This is a genomic window from Listeria monocytogenes (assembly GCF_041765605.1).
Classification (GTDB): Bacteria; Bacillota; Bacilli; order Lactobacillales; family Listeriaceae; genus Listeria; species Listeria monocytogenes_D.
Window position 1 is genome coordinate 810,402 of the sequence record NZ_CP168900.1, and the last position, 17,993, is coordinate 828,394.

Annotated in this window: 16 protein-coding genes and 1 riboswitch; of the genes, 8 read left to right on the forward strand and 8 right to left on the reverse strand. The window is 38.0% G+C overall.

The window, feature by feature from the left end; all coding sequences use genetic code 11:
- The first annotated feature begins 110 nt into the window (after positions 1 to 110).
- The 3 genes from AB2Q86_RS04095 (at position 111) to AB2Q86_RS04105 (ending at position 7,007) form a co-directional block, all read left to right on the forward strand.
- Positions 111 to 746, forward strand: a complete 636-nt coding sequence (locus AB2Q86_RS04095) for an FMN-dependent NADH-azoreductase (protein ID WP_003735954.1) — start codon at positions 111 to 113, stop codon at positions 744 to 746.
- A 192-nt stretch (positions 747 to 938) separates the two neighbouring features.
- Positions 939 to 2,315, forward strand: a complete 1,377-nt coding sequence (locus AB2Q86_RS04100; protein WP_012581729.1) for an amino acid permease — start codon at positions 939 to 941, stop codon at positions 2,313 to 2,315.
- 264 nt (positions 2,316 to 2,579) lie between these two features.
- Complete coding sequence (locus AB2Q86_RS04105; protein ID WP_012581728.1) at positions 2,580 to 7,007, forward strand: 2-hydroxyacyl-CoA dehydratase; 4,428 nt, start codon at positions 2,580 to 2,582, stop codon at positions 7,005 to 7,007.
- 35 nt (positions 7,008 to 7,042) lie between these two features.
- Here the strand turns inward: AB2Q86_RS04105 and AB2Q86_RS04110 are convergent, their stop codons facing one another.
- Both AB2Q86_RS04110 and ybaK read right to left on the reverse strand, forming a co-directional pair.
- On the reverse strand, positions 7,043 to 7,891 hold the full coding sequence (locus AB2Q86_RS04110; protein WP_012581727.1) for a PhzF family phenazine biosynthesis protein: 849 nt from the start codon (positions 7,889 to 7,891) through the stop codon (positions 7,043 to 7,045).
- A 26-nt stretch (positions 7,892 to 7,917) separates the two neighbouring features.
- Complete coding sequence (ybaK, locus tag AB2Q86_RS04115) at positions 7,918 to 8,394, reverse strand: Cys-tRNA(Pro) deacylase (RefSeq protein ID WP_012581726.1); 477 nt, start codon at positions 8,392 to 8,394, stop codon at positions 7,918 to 7,920.
- Positions 8,395 to 8,517: 123 nt separating this feature from the next.
- On the opposite strand from ybaK, the gene AB2Q86_RS04120 reads away from it, so the two are divergent.
- Together AB2Q86_RS04120 and AB2Q86_RS04125 are read left to right on the forward strand one after the other, a co-directional pair.
- Positions 8,518 to 9,171: a DUF5105 domain-containing protein gene (locus AB2Q86_RS04120; RefSeq protein ID WP_003730068.1), complete on the forward strand. Its 654-nt coding sequence runs from the start codon at positions 8,518 to 8,520 to the stop codon at positions 9,169 to 9,171.
- 104 nt (positions 9,172 to 9,275) lie between these two features.
- A complete protein-coding gene (locus AB2Q86_RS04125; protein WP_012581725.1) occupies positions 9,276 to 10,166 on the forward strand; it encodes a carbon-nitrogen hydrolase family protein in 891 nt (296 codons plus the stop codon).
- Between the two features lie 35 nt (positions 10,167 to 10,201).
- Here AB2Q86_RS04125 and AB2Q86_RS04130 read toward each other — a convergent pair whose 3' ends face one another.
- The 4 genes from AB2Q86_RS04130 to AB2Q86_RS04145 all read right to left on the reverse strand — a co-directional run bounded on the left by AB2Q86_RS04130 (position 10,202) and on the right by AB2Q86_RS04145 (position 13,300).
- Positions 10,202 to 10,903, reverse strand: a complete 702-nt coding sequence (locus AB2Q86_RS04130; protein WP_012581724.1) for a DUF554 domain-containing protein — start codon at positions 10,901 to 10,903, stop codon at positions 10,202 to 10,204.
- A 113-nt stretch (positions 10,904 to 11,016) separates the two neighbouring features.
- A complete protein-coding gene (locus AB2Q86_RS04135) occupies positions 11,017 to 11,658 on the reverse strand; it encodes an NAD(P)-dependent oxidoreductase (RefSeq protein ID WP_012581723.1) in 642 nt (213 codons plus the stop codon).
- An 83-nt stretch (positions 11,659 to 11,741) separates the two neighbouring features.
- Positions 11,742 to 12,662, reverse strand: a complete 921-nt coding sequence (rarD, locus tag AB2Q86_RS04140) for an EamA family transporter RarD (RefSeq protein ID WP_003734267.1) — start codon at positions 12,660 to 12,662, stop codon at positions 11,742 to 11,744.
- A 107-nt stretch (positions 12,663 to 12,769) separates the two neighbouring features.
- Positions 12,770 to 13,300 (reverse strand): YceI family protein, encoded by a 531-nt coding sequence (locus AB2Q86_RS04145; RefSeq protein ID WP_003724156.1) that lies wholly within the window; start codon positions 13,298 to 13,300, stop codon positions 12,770 to 12,772.
- A gap of 255 nt (positions 13,301 to 13,555) precedes the next feature.
- On the opposite strand from AB2Q86_RS04145, the gene AB2Q86_RS04150 reads away from it, so the two are divergent.
- Positions 13,556 to 14,017 (forward strand): MarR family winged helix-turn-helix transcriptional regulator, encoded by a 462-nt coding sequence (locus AB2Q86_RS04150; RefSeq protein WP_003724157.1) that lies wholly within the window; start codon positions 13,556 to 13,558, stop codon positions 14,015 to 14,017.
- Positions 14,018 to 14,068: 51 nt separating this feature from the next.
- On the opposite strand, the gene AB2Q86_RS04155 is transcribed toward AB2Q86_RS04150, so the two are convergent.
- Together AB2Q86_RS04155 and AB2Q86_RS04160 are read right to left on the reverse strand one after the other, a co-directional pair.
- Positions 14,069 to 15,529, reverse strand: a complete 1,461-nt coding sequence (locus AB2Q86_RS04155) for an amino acid permease (RefSeq protein WP_003727153.1) — start codon at positions 15,527 to 15,529, stop codon at positions 14,069 to 14,071.
- Between the two features lie 89 nt (positions 15,530 to 15,618).
- Positions 15,619 to 15,816: riboswitch (Lysine riboswitch) on the reverse strand.
- A gap of 68 nt (positions 15,817 to 15,884) precedes the next feature.
- Complete coding sequence (locus AB2Q86_RS04160; protein WP_003730072.1) at positions 15,885 to 16,646, reverse strand: blue-light photoreceptor; 762 nt, start codon at positions 16,644 to 16,646, stop codon at positions 15,885 to 15,887.
- Positions 16,647 to 16,798: 152 nt separating this feature from the next.
- Between AB2Q86_RS04160 and AB2Q86_RS04165 the strand changes: the two genes are divergently transcribed.
- Both AB2Q86_RS04165 and AB2Q86_RS04170 read left to right on the forward strand, forming a co-directional pair.
- The gene (locus AB2Q86_RS04165; protein ID WP_012581722.1) at positions 16,799 to 17,152 is read left to right on the forward strand and encodes an iron-sulfur cluster biosynthesis family protein; all 354 of its coding nucleotides are present in this window, start codon (positions 16,799 to 16,801) and stop codon (positions 17,150 to 17,152) included.
- Positions 17,153 to 17,303: 151 nt separating this feature from the next.
- Positions 17,304 to 17,942, forward strand: a complete 639-nt coding sequence (locus AB2Q86_RS04170; RefSeq protein ID WP_012581721.1) for a GTP pyrophosphokinase family protein — start codon at positions 17,304 to 17,306, stop codon at positions 17,940 to 17,942.
- Positions 17,943 to 17,993 lie beyond the last annotated feature (51 nt).

The following is a 17,993-nucleotide window of genomic DNA, read 5'->3' on the forward strand; positions in this document are numbered from 1 at the left end:
AGCATGACTAGTGAAAATGTCAATGTTTATTTACTGAAAATCAAATTGACTAGCTCCCTAGATAGTACTATTATATAGAAGGAACAAATAAAATCGATGAGGTGTTCATAATGTCAAAAGTACTATTTATTAAAGCGTCACCACTTCCAAATGAAGTATCAAGAAGCTCGCAAGTTGCCGAAACATTTATGGCTGAATATAAAGCCAAAAATCCTTCTGATACAGTAGAAGAATTAGTTCTATATAATACAGAAGTACCACTATTAGATTTAGAATTAATGACAGCTGGCAGAGAATTACAAGCTGGAAAAGCTTTCACTGATTTAGCGCCAGATGTACAAAAAAAATTAAACGCCTATAATTCGCTTACAGAGCAATTCCTAGCAGCGGACAAATATGTATTTGTGTTCCCACTTTGGAACCTTGGAATTCCGCCATTATTAAAAGCTTATATTGATACTTTTGTAGTTGCTGGAAAATCTTTCCGTTATACTGACCACGGTCCAGAAGCACTTTTAAAAGATAAAAAAGCAATCCTAATCCATGGTAGCGGTGGTATTTATTCTGCTGGACCAACAAGTTCATTTACTCACGGAGAACCTTATTTACGTACTATTTTACAATTTATCGGCATTAACGTTGTACCATCCATCTTTGTAGAAGGAATTGATCACAATCCGAGCAAAGAAGCGGAAATCGTTGCAGCTGCTAAAGCGGTAGCGCAGGAAAGTGCTGCAGAATTCTAAAAAGTTTGTGAAAAAATTATTTCTTACTAATGATATTAAGATAGTATTATCAACTGTCTAGACCAATACAAACACATAAAAAGATTGCTAATCCCTTTATAAATTGGTAAAGTAGAGAAGTAGATTGATCGATAAAGTGCTGAATTAACTCGGCACTTTATTTTGTTAATTACTCGAAAGGGATGAATTAGGATGGAAGAGCAAAAAGAAGAATTGCAAAGAGGACTGAAAAATAGACACATTCAGTTAATCGCGATTGGCGGAGCAATTGGTACAGGGCTTTTTCTAGGAGCAGGGAAGTCAATTCATTTAGCCGGACCTTCTATCATGTTAGTTTACTTAATTATTGGGGCTATTTTATTCTTTGTTATGAGAGCTTTGGGTGAATTATTAATACATAACCCAACAACAGGATCATTTACAGAATTTGCAGAGCAATTTATTGGACCGTGGGCTGGCTTTATTACTGGTTGGACCTATTGGTTCTGTTGGATTGTGACAGGTATTGCAGAAATTACAGCAGTTGGCATGTACGTAAAATTTTGGGTGCCAGACTTACCGCAATGGATTCCAGCACTTGCATGTGTTTTAATACTTCTATTGTTCAACTTAGCAACCGTTAAAGCTTTTGGTGAAATCGAATTTTGGTTTGCGATTATTAAAGTGGTTGTTATTATTGCCTTAATTGTTATTGGATTTGTACTCGTATTCATTGGTTACAAACATGGCACAAGTACAGCATCATTTTCTAATTTAGTTGATTATGGTGGCTTTTTCCCGAATGGAATTGCCGGGTTCTTGCTAGCATTCCAAATGGCGACATTTTCTTTTGTCGGAATTGAGCTTGTTGGGGTTACTGCAGGAGAAGCGGATGATCCAGAACGTACACTTCCAAAAGCCATTAATAATATTCCGATTCGGATTTTAATCTTTTATATTGGTGCGTTACTCGTATTAATGTCGATTTATCCGTGGAGCAATATTGATCCAAACACAAGCCCATTCGTAAGCGTCTTTTCGATGATCGGGATTCCTGCAGCTGCCGGCATTATTAATTTTGTGGTGTTAACGGCTGCTATGTCTTCCTGTAATAGTGGGATTTTCAGTACAAGCCGGATGCTTTACACTCTTTCAGCAGAAGGAAAAGCACCGAAAAAAATGCATCATTTGAGCTCTAATGGGGTTCCAGCAACGGCATTAATTACTTCTACAGCATGTTTACTTATCGGTGTGTTTTTAAATTATTTCTTACCAGAACAAGTATTTATTTTAGTAACAAGTATCGCGACGATTTGCTTTATCTGGGTTTGGGGTATTATTTTAGTGGCGCATTTACGTTTTCGCCATAAACATCCAGAAATCGCAGAAAAAAGTAAATTCAAAATGCCTTTATCGCCTTTAATGAACTGGGTTAGCTTGATTTTCTTCGGAGGATTACTAGTTATCCTCGGTTTTGCCGCAGATACAAGAATAGCACTTTTCGTTACACCAGTATGGTTCTTGATTTTAGCTATCGCTTATCAAGTTTTAAAAGCATCCAACCGAAAGACAAAAATTCGACATAATTAATAACTGAGCAAGCATTCGCTAAATGGAGCTATTTTAGGGAATGCTTGCTTTTTTTCGGCATGAAAATGCTCCGCGAAATTCTTTACAAATGAAAAAAATCGTGTAGAATGAGAGGTGTTTAGAGCATTTTGTCGTATTCTCGCATATCGAGTGAGTACTCACTCATTTTTAAAAATAACTATTTATGTGAAGCAACGTACAAATGACGGATAATATGTGAAGTTACATACATATTAAGTAGTGCGTAATGAAAGGGATGAGAAAATGATTCATGCAGGATTAGATGTGGGATCAACAACAGCAAAGGCCGTAGCACTTAATGACCAGGGGGATATTTTATTTCAAACCTACAGAAGACATTATTCAGACATTAAAAAAGTTACATTAGAAATCATGCAGGATATGCAAAAAAAATGTGGTATGACAGAAATGACATTCAAAATTACGGGATCATCCGGATTAGCGATTTCTAAATTCTTGAATGTACCTTTTGTGCAGGAAGTAATTGCTTGTACGGAAGCAGTGGAGCAAGTAATTCCAGAGACAGACGTAGTAATCGAGCTGGGCGGGGAAGATGCGAAGATTATTTATTTCAGTGGTGGAATTGAGCAAAGAATGAATAATGCCTGCGCGGGTGGAACGGGTGCTTTTATTGACCAAATCGCCACGCTACTTCAAACAGATCCAACAGGTTTAAACGAACTGGCGCAAAATGCGAATACGATTTATCCGATTGCTTCCAGATGTGGCGTATTCGCCAAAACAGATGTGCAACCGTTACTTAATGAAGGGGCCAGAAAAGAAGATATAGCCGCTTCCATTTTCCAAAGTGTCGTGACACAAACGATTAGTGGGCTTGCTTGTGGACGTCCAATCCGCGGAAAAGTAGCGTTTCTTGGAGGACCACTTACTTTCCTTGATCAGTTGCGCTATCGTTTTACAGAAACATTGAAGATGAAAGATAGTGATATTATTGCGCCTCAAAACGCGGAATATTTTATTGCACTTGGAACAGCTTTTACTGGATTAAATGATGTACCTTTAAAAGTAGATGATATGATTTACCGACTTTCCAATATGGATATGACCACGATGGCGACGGATACGGTCATTTTACCAGCACTTTTTGAAAAGCAAGAAGACTTAGAAGATTTTCGTGCGCGTCATAATCAAATGAAAGCCAAACGAACAAAACTGGAAGATTATGAAGGGGATGCTTATTTAGGCATTGATGCAGGATCAACCACGACCAAATTAATCTTAATGAGCCAAACCAATGAAATTCTTTACTCGTTTTATTCTAGTAATAATGGGAATCCGCTTCAATCAGTTATTGACGCAACGAGTGATTTATATGAAATTTTACCGGAAAAAGTTCGAGTTGCGCAGTCTGGAATTACAGGCTACGGCGAGTCGCTTATTAAAGCCGCGCTAAAAATTGATGTTGGCGAAATTGAAACAGTGGCGCATTATCGTGCTGCTCGTGAATTTTTACCTGATGTTGATTTTATTTTAGACATTGGCGGACAAGATATGAAATGTATGAAAATTAAGAAAGGCGCACTGGATAGCTTGATGCTTAATGAAGCTTGCTCGGCCGGGTGTGGTTCGTTTCTTGAAACATTTGCGCAAACACTTAATTTATCCATTGAAGAGTTTGCGGCTCGGGCGTTGGAAGCAAAAGCTCCTGTAGACCTAGGTTCCCGTTGTACCGTTTTCATGAATTCCAAAGTGAAACAAGTGCAAAAAGAAGGCGTGAGCATGGAAGATTTATCTGCGGGTCTTGCTTATTCAGTCGTAAAAAACGCGTTACAAAAAGTAATCAAACTCCGCAGTCCGAAAGACATTGGCGAAAAAGTAATCGTTCAAGGTGGAACTTTTTACAACGAATCAGTCTTGCGTGCTTTTGAACTGTTAACTGGACGTGAAGTAGTTCGACCGGATATCGCCGGAATGATGGGCGCATACGGGGCCGCTTTAATTGCCCGCGAACATTACGAAACTGGCGAAGTAACGGAGATGCTCGTATTAGAAAAATTACGTGAATTTAGCGCAGAAACTTCGCAGTCGCGCTGCAATCTTTGTAGTAACACGTGTCAGCTTACAGTGACAAGATTTGGCGATGACCGGATGTTTGTTAGTGGAAATCGTTGTGAACGCGGGGAACGTGTCGAAACGAAGCGTAATTTACTGCCCAATTTATATGCGTATAAACTAAAACGTACCTTTGATTACAAATCGCTGAAAAAATCAGAAGCAACTAGAGGGACCATTGGTATTCCACGCGCATTGAACGTTTTTGAAAACTATCCACTATGGCATACGATTTTAACGAACTTAGGTTTCCGAGTGGTTTTATCATCGAAATCATCCAAAAACCTATACGACAAAGGTATCGAAACGATTGCCTCCGAAGCAGTTTGTTTTCCAGCCAAATTAACACACGGTCATATTATGGATTTAATCAAGAAAAAAGCAGATCGCATTTTCTACCCATCTGTCGTTTACGAAAAACCGGAATTTGGTGAAGCAACGAATAACTTTAACTGTCCAGTTGTGGCTGGTTACCCAGAAGTTATTCGTGTCAATGTGGATGCTTTAGAAGAGAAAAATATTCCAATGATTAGTCCGTTTTTAACTTTAGATAATGAAAAAGCATTAATCGAACAAATGAGTCTCGCTTTCCCAGAAGTCCCAGCCGCAGATATGGAAAAAGCAGTTCAAGCAGGGCTAGAGGAAGCAGAACTTTGCCGTAAAGACATTCAAGCAGAAGGCGAAGCGGCACTTACTTACATTAAGAAAAACAAAATCAAAGGGATTGTTCTTGCAGGGCATCCATATCATATTGATCCAGAAGTAAACCACGGAATTCCAGAACTCATTACAATGAACGGCATGGCGGTTCTTACCGAAGATTCGATTTCTCATCTTGGAGAAATGGACCATAAACTTCGGGTTGAAAATCAGTGGAAATATCACGCAAGACTGTATCGTGCAGCCAGCTTTACTGCTAAAAGTGAAGATTTAGAATTTGTGCAATTGACCTCTTTTGGTTGTGGACTTGATGCGATTACAACAGATATGTGCCAAGAAATCATTGAAGGGCATAACAAAGTGTACACATTACTAAAAATCGATGAAATCAACAACCTTGGTGCCGCACGTATCCGAGTTCGTTCCTTAAAAGCAGCCATGGAAGAACGTGAGAAAAACAACGTGAAACCAGGGATTATGTCGAAACCAAAAGAACGTCCATTATTTACAAAGGAAATGAAGAAAACATATACTATTTTAGCGCCACAGCTAGCTCCAACCCATTTTGAAATGTTAGAGGCTGCTTGTAAAGTGGGCGGTTATAACTTGGAAGTGTTACCAGCAGTTACACCGCGCGCAGTGGATGAGGGCTTACGTTACGTCAATAATGACGCTTGTTATCCAGCAATTTTAACGATTGGACAAATGATGGATGCACTGAAACACGGCGATTATGATGTAAATAATTTAGCTGTATTGATGACGCAAACAGGTGGTGGATGTCGGGCTACCAACTATATTTCGATGCTGAAAAAAGCACTCGGAGAAGCTGGCCTGGATCATATCCCAGTTATTTCTCTTAACGCCAACGGTTTAGAAAAACAACCAGGCTTTAAAATGACGCCAAAAGTTCTTGTTCGTTTCCTAGCCGGAATTAGCTTAGGTGACGCGCTCGACCGGATGCTTTACCGCACTAGACCATATGAAGTGGAGCCAGGGAGCGCGAATAAAATGTTCCGTCATTATCTCGATGCTGGTCGTGCGTTAATGGAAAATTACTCTTTTGGAGCATATAAAAAATTAGCAAATGAAATGGTTCGCGCCTTTGACAACTTACCAATAACAAATGAAGTGAAGCCTAGAGTTGGTGTCGTTGGAGAAATTCTCGTGAAATTCCATCCGGGTGCTAATAACAATATTGTTGATGTTATTGAAGACGAGGGCGGAGAAGCGGTTGTTCCCGATTTAACAGATTTCATTTTATATTGTTGTTATGACGATCACTTTGCAGCCAATACATTTGGTCGTTCCAAAGTAAAATCATTCGCGAAACAAAGCGTTGCGATTCCACTCATTAATCAATTCCGCAAACCAGTAACTGATGCACTGAAGAAAAGTGAACGCTTTGAAGCACCAGCAAGTATCGAATCTATCGCTGAAAAAGCGAGTCAATTACTATCACTCGGAAATAAAATGGGTGAGGGCTGGTTCTTAACAGGGGAAATGTTTGAATTACTCGATAGTAACGTACCAAATATCGCATGTTTACAACCATTTGCTTGCCTGCCAAACCATATTACTGGTCGAGGCATGATTAAAGGGCTTAAAAAAATGTATCCAGAAGCTAACATCATGTCCATTGACTACGATGCCGGCTCAAGCTCTGTGAACCAACTAAATCGAATCAAATTAATGCTCTCTATAGCAAGAAAACAACTAGAAACGACAGAAGTAGTCACAGAGAAAGAAACAAACACACGATTCAACCCAAGAGAAAAAATCCTTGGTAAAGCAAAACAAGTACGAGAAAGCGCCCCAGTCGAAATGATTGGAAACAAAGTAAAACAAGCGCGGGATGCAGATCCAGTTGGCGCCATTGCACAAAAAGTGAAACATGTTGCATCAAGTAGCGAGCATGTTCAAACAGATAATGACTAATTAAAAATCCGCCCCTTGCTCGGGGCGGATTTTTTCTATTCAATACTTAAATATTTAGTTTCACTATAATACCCATTGCCGCCTACATATACACGAGCTATTTCGTTATTACCAGTTACATCTAATTTAACTAAAATCTCGGAAGGGGAGTGTAGCGAGTGTCCTTGTTCAAATACATAAAGTTCTTTTTGTAAGTATTGATGTTGATAAAGATAACAAGCTAAAGCACCATTAGAGGTCCCAGTCGCAGCTTCTTCATTAATGTCAAAAAGAGGAGCAAGATTCCGACAAATAATCCGGTCATCACTAAAAGTATACAGATGCATTCCAACAACTTCATACTGCTTACTGACCTCTTTAACCTTTTCAAAATTTGGCTCTAGGGCATATAAATCTGCTTCACTTTTAACTGGAATTAATATATCTTTTAAACCAGTTGACACAATTTGAATAGGGTAGTTAGTATTTAGTAAATTTAAGTCAAAACAACCTGTTAATTTATTGGGGGGAATTGTATCATAAAAAGTTGGTTGATTTTGTTCCATGAAGATAGTATCCTCTTTTATCGTAATCGTAAGGACACCGCTATTTGTTTCAATTGTATACCGGCTCTTATGAATTTTATTTAAATGCATCAAAATCGCGAAAGTACCGATTGTCGCATGACCACATAAAGCAACTTCTTCTTTTGGGGTAAAATATTCTAATTTAAAATCAGCGCAGTTAGATTCTGTTAGGAAGGCAGTTTCCGCATAGCCTAGTTGTTTAGCGATGGTCATTTTTTGAGCGGTGGTGAGTGTTGGTTCGTTTAATACGACACCAGCTTTATTGCCACCTTTATTATTCTTACTAAATGCACTTGCAACATAAACAGATATATCCATAAAAATGAAACTCCCTTGTAAAAACTTTATTCTTCCGTAATCATCGCAAACTCCGCACGTACTACTTTTTTCAAATCAGTAGGGGCTAGTTCGATTTGTAATCCTCTTTTTCCAGCCGAAATCAGTATGGTATCAAGCGATTCAGCGCTGTTATCAATAAACGTTGGAAATAATTTCTTCATTCCAATCGGTGAACATCCACCGCGAATATAGCCAGTCAGCTTCTCTAGCGTATCCACCGCAATCAATTCACATTTTTTATTGCCGCTAATCTTTGCCAAATGTTTTAAATGCAAAGTCTTATTGGCAGGTATACACGCAACGATATTTCCTGTTTTGTCACCAGTCAGGACTAAGGTTTTAAAAATTTGTGCGGGATTATTCCCTGTTTCTTCCGCAACATGAAGCGCATCAAGGGCATCCTCGCTCCACGCATACTCACGTAGTTCATAGTTTACCTTCTGTTTATCTAAAATCCGACACGCATTTGTTTTTTTATTCAAGTCTTTCACCTCAATTAATTCAGAAATATGTACAATTTATGACACTTTTTGTGAAATAGTTGGCTTTTCCCTTTTCATTCTGTACAATGAAGTGGAATTCAAATAAGAAAGGGAGATTTACTAATGAAAAAAGGGTTATTTAGTATGGTTCTTGTGCTAGCAATGGTACTTGTATTAAGTGCATGTGGCGGCGCATCAAGGGTAGAACCAAAAAAAGCAGGGGAAATCACTGTTAATGCCGTAGTTTACAATAAAGATACGGATAAAGTAAAAGATGTATACGGTGAAGATGGTTCTAAATTCGAAAAAGAATTTGAAACTAGTTTTAAAGAAAGCTTTATCAGTACATTTACAGCAAGCTTTTCTAGTGATGTAAACTTAGACAAACAAGTGGATGAGTTTTATGATGCACTTCGCAAACAAGTAAACGAAAAAACTTCGTATACTACTAAAGTAACAAATGACGACAAAGAAAGTCCAGAAATTCAATTCGCTGTTAAAGGGCTTGATATGAAAGGCGTTCAAACAGAATTAGTAGAAGAATTAACAAAAGCAGCAACAGCTGATCCATCTCTTGCAACAGATGATCAAAAAATGGCTGAAAAAACAATGGAGATCTATACGAAAGCTGTTCAAAACGCAGATGCAGTATCAGAAGCTAAAACAGTTACACTTAAATTAAAAGCAGATCCAGATGACGATTCTTTATGGAAAATGGAAAACGATATGGCATTCATGCAAGAACTAACAACAGCATTCTTTATGGGTGGCATGTAAGTTTTTATATGGCAAACACCAATAACTTTCGGGTTGTTGGTGTTTTTTTGTTTCCAAGAATAAATGTTATAATAACATGAAGATTTAATAATGGGAGGCGCTATATGACTACTATAAAAATCGCATTAATCCAACAAAAAGCAGTACCAAATAATAAGGAAGCCAATTTAAAATTAGCCATTAAATATATAAGAGAAGCACATAAAAAAGGAGCAGATTTAGTACTTTTCCCAGAAATGTGGTCAAACGGTTATGCACCACCTTTTGAAGATGCTTTTAATCATCCACTAGCTACTGGTTTTGGTGCAGAACGATTCAAGTGGTTAAATGAAGCAATCGAAGCAGACAGTGCATATGTCTCAACGCTGAAAAAACTTGCCAAAGAGTTGCAGATTGGCATTTGCGCTACGTATTTGTCTAAAACGGAACAAAAAATACAAAATACTGCTATTATTATTGACCGAAAAGGAGAAATAATTTTAGACTATGCCAAAGTCCATACGTGTGATTTTTCTTTAGAAATATTACTACAAAGTGGCGAGGAATTTAAAGTTTGTGAGTTTGATGGTATTAAGCTGGGGGTCATGATTTGCTATGATCGCGAGTTTCCAGAAAGCGCCAGAGTTCTCATGCTAAAAGGTGCAGAAATTATCCTCGTTCCAAATGCATGCGATATGAATCCAGCCAGATTGAATCAACTAAATTCTCGTGCTTTTGAAAACATGGTTGGCGTAGCGATGGCAAACTATCCTGGCGAAAAATGGGGCAGATCCACTGCTTTTTCCCCGATTGTTTTTGATGAAAATGGGGATTACCGCGATAATACGATTATTGAAACAGACGACGTTTCAGAAGGTATTTTTATTGCTGAATTTAATTTAGACGAGATTCGAACTTACCGGGAAAATGAAACGTGGGGAAATGCCTACCGAAAACCGCAAACATATACAGATTTAATAAGTTTAGATGTAGAAGCGCCATTTAAACGAAATTAAAAAAACAGAGATGAGCGATTCTCTGTTTTTTTCTTTTAAAAATAATAAAGTCCGGTAACAATCAGCGCAACGACCAAAATCCCCGGAACAAGATTCGCGACCCGAATCTTGGTTAAACCAAGCAAGTTTAGACCAATTGCTAAAATCATAATCCCACCTGTAGCTGTTAATTCTTTTATAATTAGTGTCATCAGGTCTGCCGGAACGAATTGATTAATCTGGGTTGCGAATAACGCGATAATACCTTCAAAGAGAAACACTGGAATCGCCGATAGCATAACGCCCCAACCAAGTGTCGTACTAAGAAGAAGGGCGATAAACCCATCCATTACTGATTTCGTGTAAAGCACATCATGATTTCCGCGAATGCCGCTATCAAGCGCACCGATAATTCCCATCGCACCAATTACGAAAATAAGTGTAGCTGTCACAAATCCTTTGGAAACATTACTTTTTCCTTTGGCACCGACTTTACGTTCAATCCAGTGCCCGAGTTGATTCAGATGGTAATCTATATTAAGCCATTCCCCAATAACGGCTCCAAAACAAATACTTAAAATGACAATAAGCGAGTTGCTCGTTTTAAATGCCATTTGAATGCCAAGGACGATAACGGATAACCCCATCCCTTTCATGACCGTGTCTTTCATACGTTCAGGGATATTATGTAGTTTCATGCCAATAACAGAGCCAATCAAAATCCCAAGCCCATTCACTAGCGCACCAAGTAGAACCATTTTCTTCCTCCCTTTTTTGCATATAGCAATAGTATACAGGAAGTTTTCGCCAATTGGGAGTTTTATTTCGTACAAAAAAGTCGAAGGATCACTTTGATCCTTCGACTTTAAGTCTATTTTCCGGCTACTGTAAAGCGTTCATTTAAGTGATTAGGTCGTTCAATTTCATCTAAAACAGCAATTGCATAGTCTTCCATACTGATAAAACTATTGCCATCGCTACCAAACAGGAGATGATCTTTTCCTATTTGATAGTCTCCAGTGCGTTCGCCGGGCTCAAACATGGCAGAAGGGCTAATATACGTCCAACTGAATTCTGCTTGATGTGATCTTAAATGCTCTAATTGTTTCGCTTGCGCACGTGCAGTTGGATAGTAAGGCGCTTCCCGTAGGCCCTTAGACTCTAAAAGCGTGTTTCCGTCTTCATCAATTTGCAGACTAGCTGCTCCACCAACGACAAGTAAGCGCGGAGACACAGTTCCATTTAAAACAGAAATTAAGTGATCAAGGGAAGTGACATGTTTTTCTGCTTCGTCTGGACTGACGCCATAAGCATCAACAACGACATTTTGGTCTGATAAATCTGAAAGAGTTACATCAAAAATATCTTTTTGTAAAATATTAATATCTTTGTGTGTTTGCGTGATTTTCCCGGCGTTTCTAACAATGGCTGTTACTTCGTGACCACGATTTTTTGCTTCTTCTAAAATTCTCGAACCAGCTCGGCCCGTAGCACCAATGATACCAATTTTCATGAAAAAAGCCCCCTATTCATTTTTATGGAATAGATTCTCGTTTGATAGAAGAATTATTCCCGAAAGAGGGGACTGGGAAACATTTATTTTTTTGCGGCGTTTGCTAATTGTTTGATTTTGGCTGCGGAATAAATGTGAGAAATCGTGAAAATAATCAGTGCTAACCAAATGAACATGAATGCAAACAATTGCATATGATCGAAACTTTCTTTAAATAGTAATACGCCGAGTGCGAGCATTAATGTTGGTCCGATATATTGCAGGAAGCCAACCATTGTATAGCTGATTTTTTTCGCAGCAGTGGCAAACAGAAGGAGTGGTATAGCTGTAACGACACCAGCGCCAACTAAAATAATATTGGTTTGTGCCGCGTACTGCATTAATCCATTGGTCGCGAAAAAGATTACATAAATAAGCGCGAATGGCGTAATAATCATTGTCTCAAGGGTTAAACCAGTCCAAACAGATACGGAAACGACTTTTTTAATTAGCCCGTAAAGCGAGAAAGTAACAGCCATACCGATTGCCGCCCAAGGAACAGATCCAAGATGCCATGTGAGGATTAAAACACCGATAGTAGCAGAAATAACAGCAATAATTTCGCCACGACTCAAGCGTTCTTTTAAGATAACTGTTGCGAGAAGTACGTTTACAAGTGGATTGATGTAATAACCAAGACTTGCTTCGGTCACATGCCCACTATTCACCGTATAAATGAATAAATACCAGTTCGCTGTCACTAAAAAAGCTGCCGCAATAATCGCAATCAGCGTTTTTGGTTTAAGCAATACGTCCTTTGTTTCTTGAAAAACCATCGAAGCTTTTCGCAAACAAACGATCAAAAATAACATAAAAATAAAAGACCATATAATTCTATAGGCCAAAATCTCCATTGGTGGGACATTTGTGACTAGCTTCCAGTAAATCGGAAGGACACCCCAACATACATAAGCGAGAGCGCCAGCGATAATTCCGCCTAGCTGTCCATTTTGTTTATTTTCCATAGCGATGTTAGCCCCCTTTTTTAAACAATAGAACTATTTTAGCTTAAAAGGGGGAATAAAGCTACAAAAAAAAATACGAATAGGCTAGCTATTCGTAGTTTCCACCATTATTTGCTTGCTTCGATTTGGATGTTTAATTTCACTTCGTCGCCGATAAGTACGCCACCAGTTTCTAACGCAGCATTGTAATTAAGGCCAAAGTCTTTGCGGTTGAATTTACCTTTTGCTTCAAAGCCAGCTACCATGTTGCCAGTATTTGGATCTTTTCCTGTTCCTTCGTAGCTTACTTCTAGTGTAAGAGGTTTGGTTACGTCGCGAATAGTTAAGTCACCAGTCACTTCGTATTCATCATCGCCGTCCGCTGTGATTTTTGTTGCCGTGAAAGTCACGTTTGGATATTTTTCTACATTAAAGAAGTCTTCGCTTTTCAAATGTCCATCACGTTGCGCTTGACGAGTGTCAACAGAAGCGGCTGCAACGGAGAAGTTTAATTTTGCAGAAGTTAAATCTTCTGGATCCATTTCGATATCCGCTGTGAAATCGCTAAATGCACCTTTTACTTTTGATACCATCATGTGTTTTACTTGAAATTCGATTGAACTATGTGCTGGGTCTACGTTCCATTTTTCTACTGTCATTGTTTCATTCCTCCAAATATGTTTTTTTATAAAAGCATTCTCTTATAATCTAGCCTAAATCCTAAGAAATTAAACCTGAGAAAAAATACTTTTACGCCTTAGAAAAGCAATTGCTTAACTGTTTATAAGTAAACTATATCATACTTACTTTTAATAAGCAACTATAAAATCGTACTATAAATATATTTTTTTCGTAAATATGATTGAGTTTTTCGGTTAAAGTGCGTAGAATAGGTTACAAGAGGAGGTTGGATGATGGTAGGAATTAATACAGATACAGAAAATATTAGTGAACTATTAAAAACTTATTGGTCAATCCAGCGAATTTCAGCGGGATATGCCGATCAAAATGCGGCGAGTTTAGGATTAACGATTCAGCAACTTGCCATGATTAATGTGATATACAGCACACCTGGTATTTCAGTGGCGGATTTAACGAAACGATTAATTATTACTGGAAGTTCGGCTGCAGCTAATGTTGACGGGTTAATTAGCCTAGGTTTAGTAGTGAAATTAAACAAAACAATTCCAAATGACAGCATGGATTTAACACTCAAGCTTTCGAAAAAAGGAGAAGACTTATCGAAACGCTCCACTGCAAACGCTTTTATGTACAAAGCCATGATGAAAGTATTCGAAAACCTGACCGAAAACGAAATAGAAGAATTAATTCGCCTAAATAAAAAAGTCGAAACCTTACTGAAAAAGAGTAAATAAAAACATCTCCTGTATCATTCAAGTAAAAATGAATGAACAAGAGATGTTTTTTTATTTTTGATCAAATTTGCAGTCTTCCAGTGGAATAACTTTTGTTTTATTTGTAAATTTAAAAGATAACCAGAAAACAAGGAAAATAGGGAGGCCGATATAAGAAATACCGATTTTTTGCCACCAAGCAGGGTTCGTAAATTCTGGTTTCAAAAATGCCGCGTAATCTTGACCGACAATAACTAAAATACATAAAATCAGTGCTAAAATAGGTCCGAATGGGAAAAATTTTGCTTTATATTTTAGTTCACTTAAGTCATGTCCTTGTTTGATAAATGCTTTTCGGAAACGATAATGACTGATAGCGATGCCGACCCAAGCAATAAATCCGGTTAAACCAGAGGCAGAAAGTAACCACGTATAAATCACTGTGCCATTTTCTGTTAGCGTTGTAATGAATGTCATTGCACCAACGATCGTCGTAACAATTAAAGCTGCCATCGGAATACCACGACGGTTTACTTTACCCAAGAATTTAGGTGCTTTTTTATCGCGAGCCATTGCCCAAAGCATTCTTGTGGAAGCGTAAAGACCTGAATTACCAGCAGATAGAACAGAAGTCAGGATAACCGCATTCATCACGGAAGCCGCAAATGCAAGACCAGCTTTTTCAAATACGAGTGTAAATGGACTAATTGCCACATCTGTTGCCTCGGCACTAAGTAAATTCGGGTTAGTATAAGGAATAATCATCCCAATAATGAAAATCGCAAAAATATAAAATAACAAAATCCGCCAGAATACTTGTTTAATCGCTTTTGGCACGCTGGTTTCTGGAGTGGCACTTTCACCAGCCGCAATACCAACCATTTCTGTACCTTGGAAAGAAAATCCAGCAATCAAGAAGGTACCTAAGATGGCAAAAAATCCACCTTTAAACGGAGCATCGCCAGCTGTAAAGTTAGAAAAGCCAATAACTTCGCCGCCAAGAATTCCGACAATAGTAAGCACGCCGACGATAAGGAAAATAATAACCGTGGCCACTTTAATAATCGAAAACCAATATTCTGATTCTCCGTAAGCTTTTACCGAAAGCGCATTTAAGCCAAAAATCAAAATTAAGAAAATCGCGCTCCATAGCCAAGCAGGAGTATTCGGTAGCCAAAATTGAACGATAATTGCAGCAGTGGAAATATCAACCGCAAGTGTAATGGCCCAGTTAAACCAATAATTCCAACCAAGCGCAAAACCGAAAGCCGGATCAACAAATCGACTAGCATACGTACTAAATGAACCAGATACAGGCATATAAGTAGCCATTTCGCCTAAACTTGTCATTAAAAAGTACACCATAATTCCAATCGCGATATAAGCAACCAACGCGCCGCCAGGTCCGGCAGTATGAATCGCATTACCACTTGCTAAAAATAATCCCGTCCCGATCGAACCACCAATGGCAATCATGGACAAATGCCTTGTTTTTAAGTCACGACGAATCTCGCCATGTGTTTCTTTTTTCACTATAAATCTCCCTTTCTATTATCAGAGGAAGTGCGCAAAAACAGCCAATCTGCAAGAAATTGGCTGTTACGTATTTTACCAACATCATTTTGTCAGATAGCACACCTATAAGAAATTTCGACAAATTCTTATAGCAGTCCAGCCCCTTTAGGAAACTGTCCCAACAACTATTTCTAAACAAAGAGAAAATAGTCACTTCGGCGATCAACCTGTTCATTCTTTGTCGTCGGCGTCTTTGTTTCGCCTCGAAAAAATTACTAGTGCATCTCGCAACCTCTACCTCACCATTTGGATGAGGGTTTATATTTGATTATTTACCCATAATAACGGAAAATGGGCTATTTTGCAATATCTTTTAGTAAAATTGTAATGCTTCTTTGATTGTGCTGTAAGTAGTTAGGCTGGCTAGGTTTTCTTCGTAGCGAATTAATGTCATGGCGAATTTTGGCGAAATTCCGGTGATGATAAGTTCTACGCCAGTTAATTTCATAAATCCGTGGAACTTCACAAGATTCATTACCGCATCTTCATTAAATTCAGCTAAACCAGAAAGATCCATAATCAAATAATCTTCTTTGCCGTGGTCCATGTATTCACTCACATATTCAGACATATGCTGAAAACGGTCATGTGTTAGCGAGCCTATCAGTGGTAACACACAAATATTTTCTTTGATCGGCACAATAGGCGTGGAAAGTTTCTCGATTTCGGTTAACGATTTTTCGAGTTCCTGTTGATAGTCGTGCTCTGTCGTTACATCTTTTTGAATACCAACGAAATACAAATGATTATGATCATCGTAAATCGGTTCAATCGTAAGTTCATTCATAAAAGAAGTACCATCTTTTCGGTAATTTTTTAGTAAAACATTCGCAGTTGATTTTTGGTTAATGGCATGACGGATTTTTGCAACTTCTTCTTTGTCAGTATCGTCTCCTTGTAAAAAGTGACAATTGGAGCCAAGTGCTTCTTCTTTAGCATAGCCGGTAATGTTTTCAAAACCAGTGTTAACAAAAATAATTGGATTATCTTTTTGCTCAGGATCTGTAATGATTACTCCTACGCTAGACAAATTTAATGCTTTTAAAATAACATCGAATTGTGGATAAGCGGTCATCTGCGTGTTTCTCCCCCTTTGTAAATACACTCCTATCATACCACGCAAGTGAACGAAAACCCAATGTCTAATTTGTGAATTTAATCGTATGTGAGCAGTGCGAAGGAAAAGTTGGAAATGTGGGTGTATAATAGAGTTAGAGGTGATAAGTTATGTATATAACATTTACAGATAGCGCTAAAAATCGGCTTGCTGCACTACGGTCGAATTTAGAAGGGCGGCTACATTTGTATTATGATACAGAAGGCTGTTCCTGCGAAAATAGCGGTATTTTCACATTGCGATTAGTAGAAGAGAAAACAGCGGAAGATGACGAAATTGAATCAAACATTGGTCCAGTGCTAATTAAAAGATGGACAGAAATGTTTTTAGAAGAAGCACTAACTATCGATTACAACGACACAGAAAAAACCATGATTCTAAAAAGCGATGGTCAGTATTATAATCGTAATCTACTGCTTGTCACAAATACAGACGAAGTAATTAGTTGCCCAATAACTTCATAAATAGAAGAAAAGCCTAGGATAAATTTTTATTCTAGGCTTTTTTATGAAAAATTCATGAGAAACTGGTGAAACTTTAGACATATAGTTACACTGATCTCTATTTTGTAGTAACATGGAATAGGAAGTTTATACATATGGAAGGAGTGTCCTCATGGAACAACCATCAGTAGATGAGCTAAAAAATTGGCGAAATGTTATGCTTCTTCACCGTTTTGCGTTAGAAGAAGTCAACACGAAACTTAAGATATTGAATGAAGAATTTCAATTTATTCATGATTATAATCCAATGGAACATTTGAAGTCACGTGTGAAGTCGCTGGAAAGTATCGGAGCAAAATTAGAAAAGAAACAGGTGGATATCACGCCAGAAAATGCACTAAAATATGTACACGATATTGCGGGTATTCGGATTACTTGTTCTTTTGTTTCAGATATTTTTAGAATTCACGAAATGCTTGCTGGACAAAGTGATATCACTATCAAACGAGTAAAAGACTATGTAACGAATCCAAAACCTAATGGCTATCGGAGTTTACATTTACTTTGTGAAGTACCTGTATTCCTGACAAATCGTTCCGAGAAAATGACCGTGGAAATCCAAATTCGGACAGTTGCCATGGATTTTTGGGCGAGCTTGGAGCATAAAATTTATTATAAATATCAACAAGAAGCGCCAGAGGAGTTAGTAAAAGAATTACAAGACGCCGCACGAATTATCACCCATTTAGACGAAAAAATGAAAAACTTAAACGATCAAATTGATCAATATAAAAAAGAAAAAGAAAAATAATCTAATAGGGAGCTTTATTTCTTTGCAAGTGGGATGGATGCAAAGAAATAA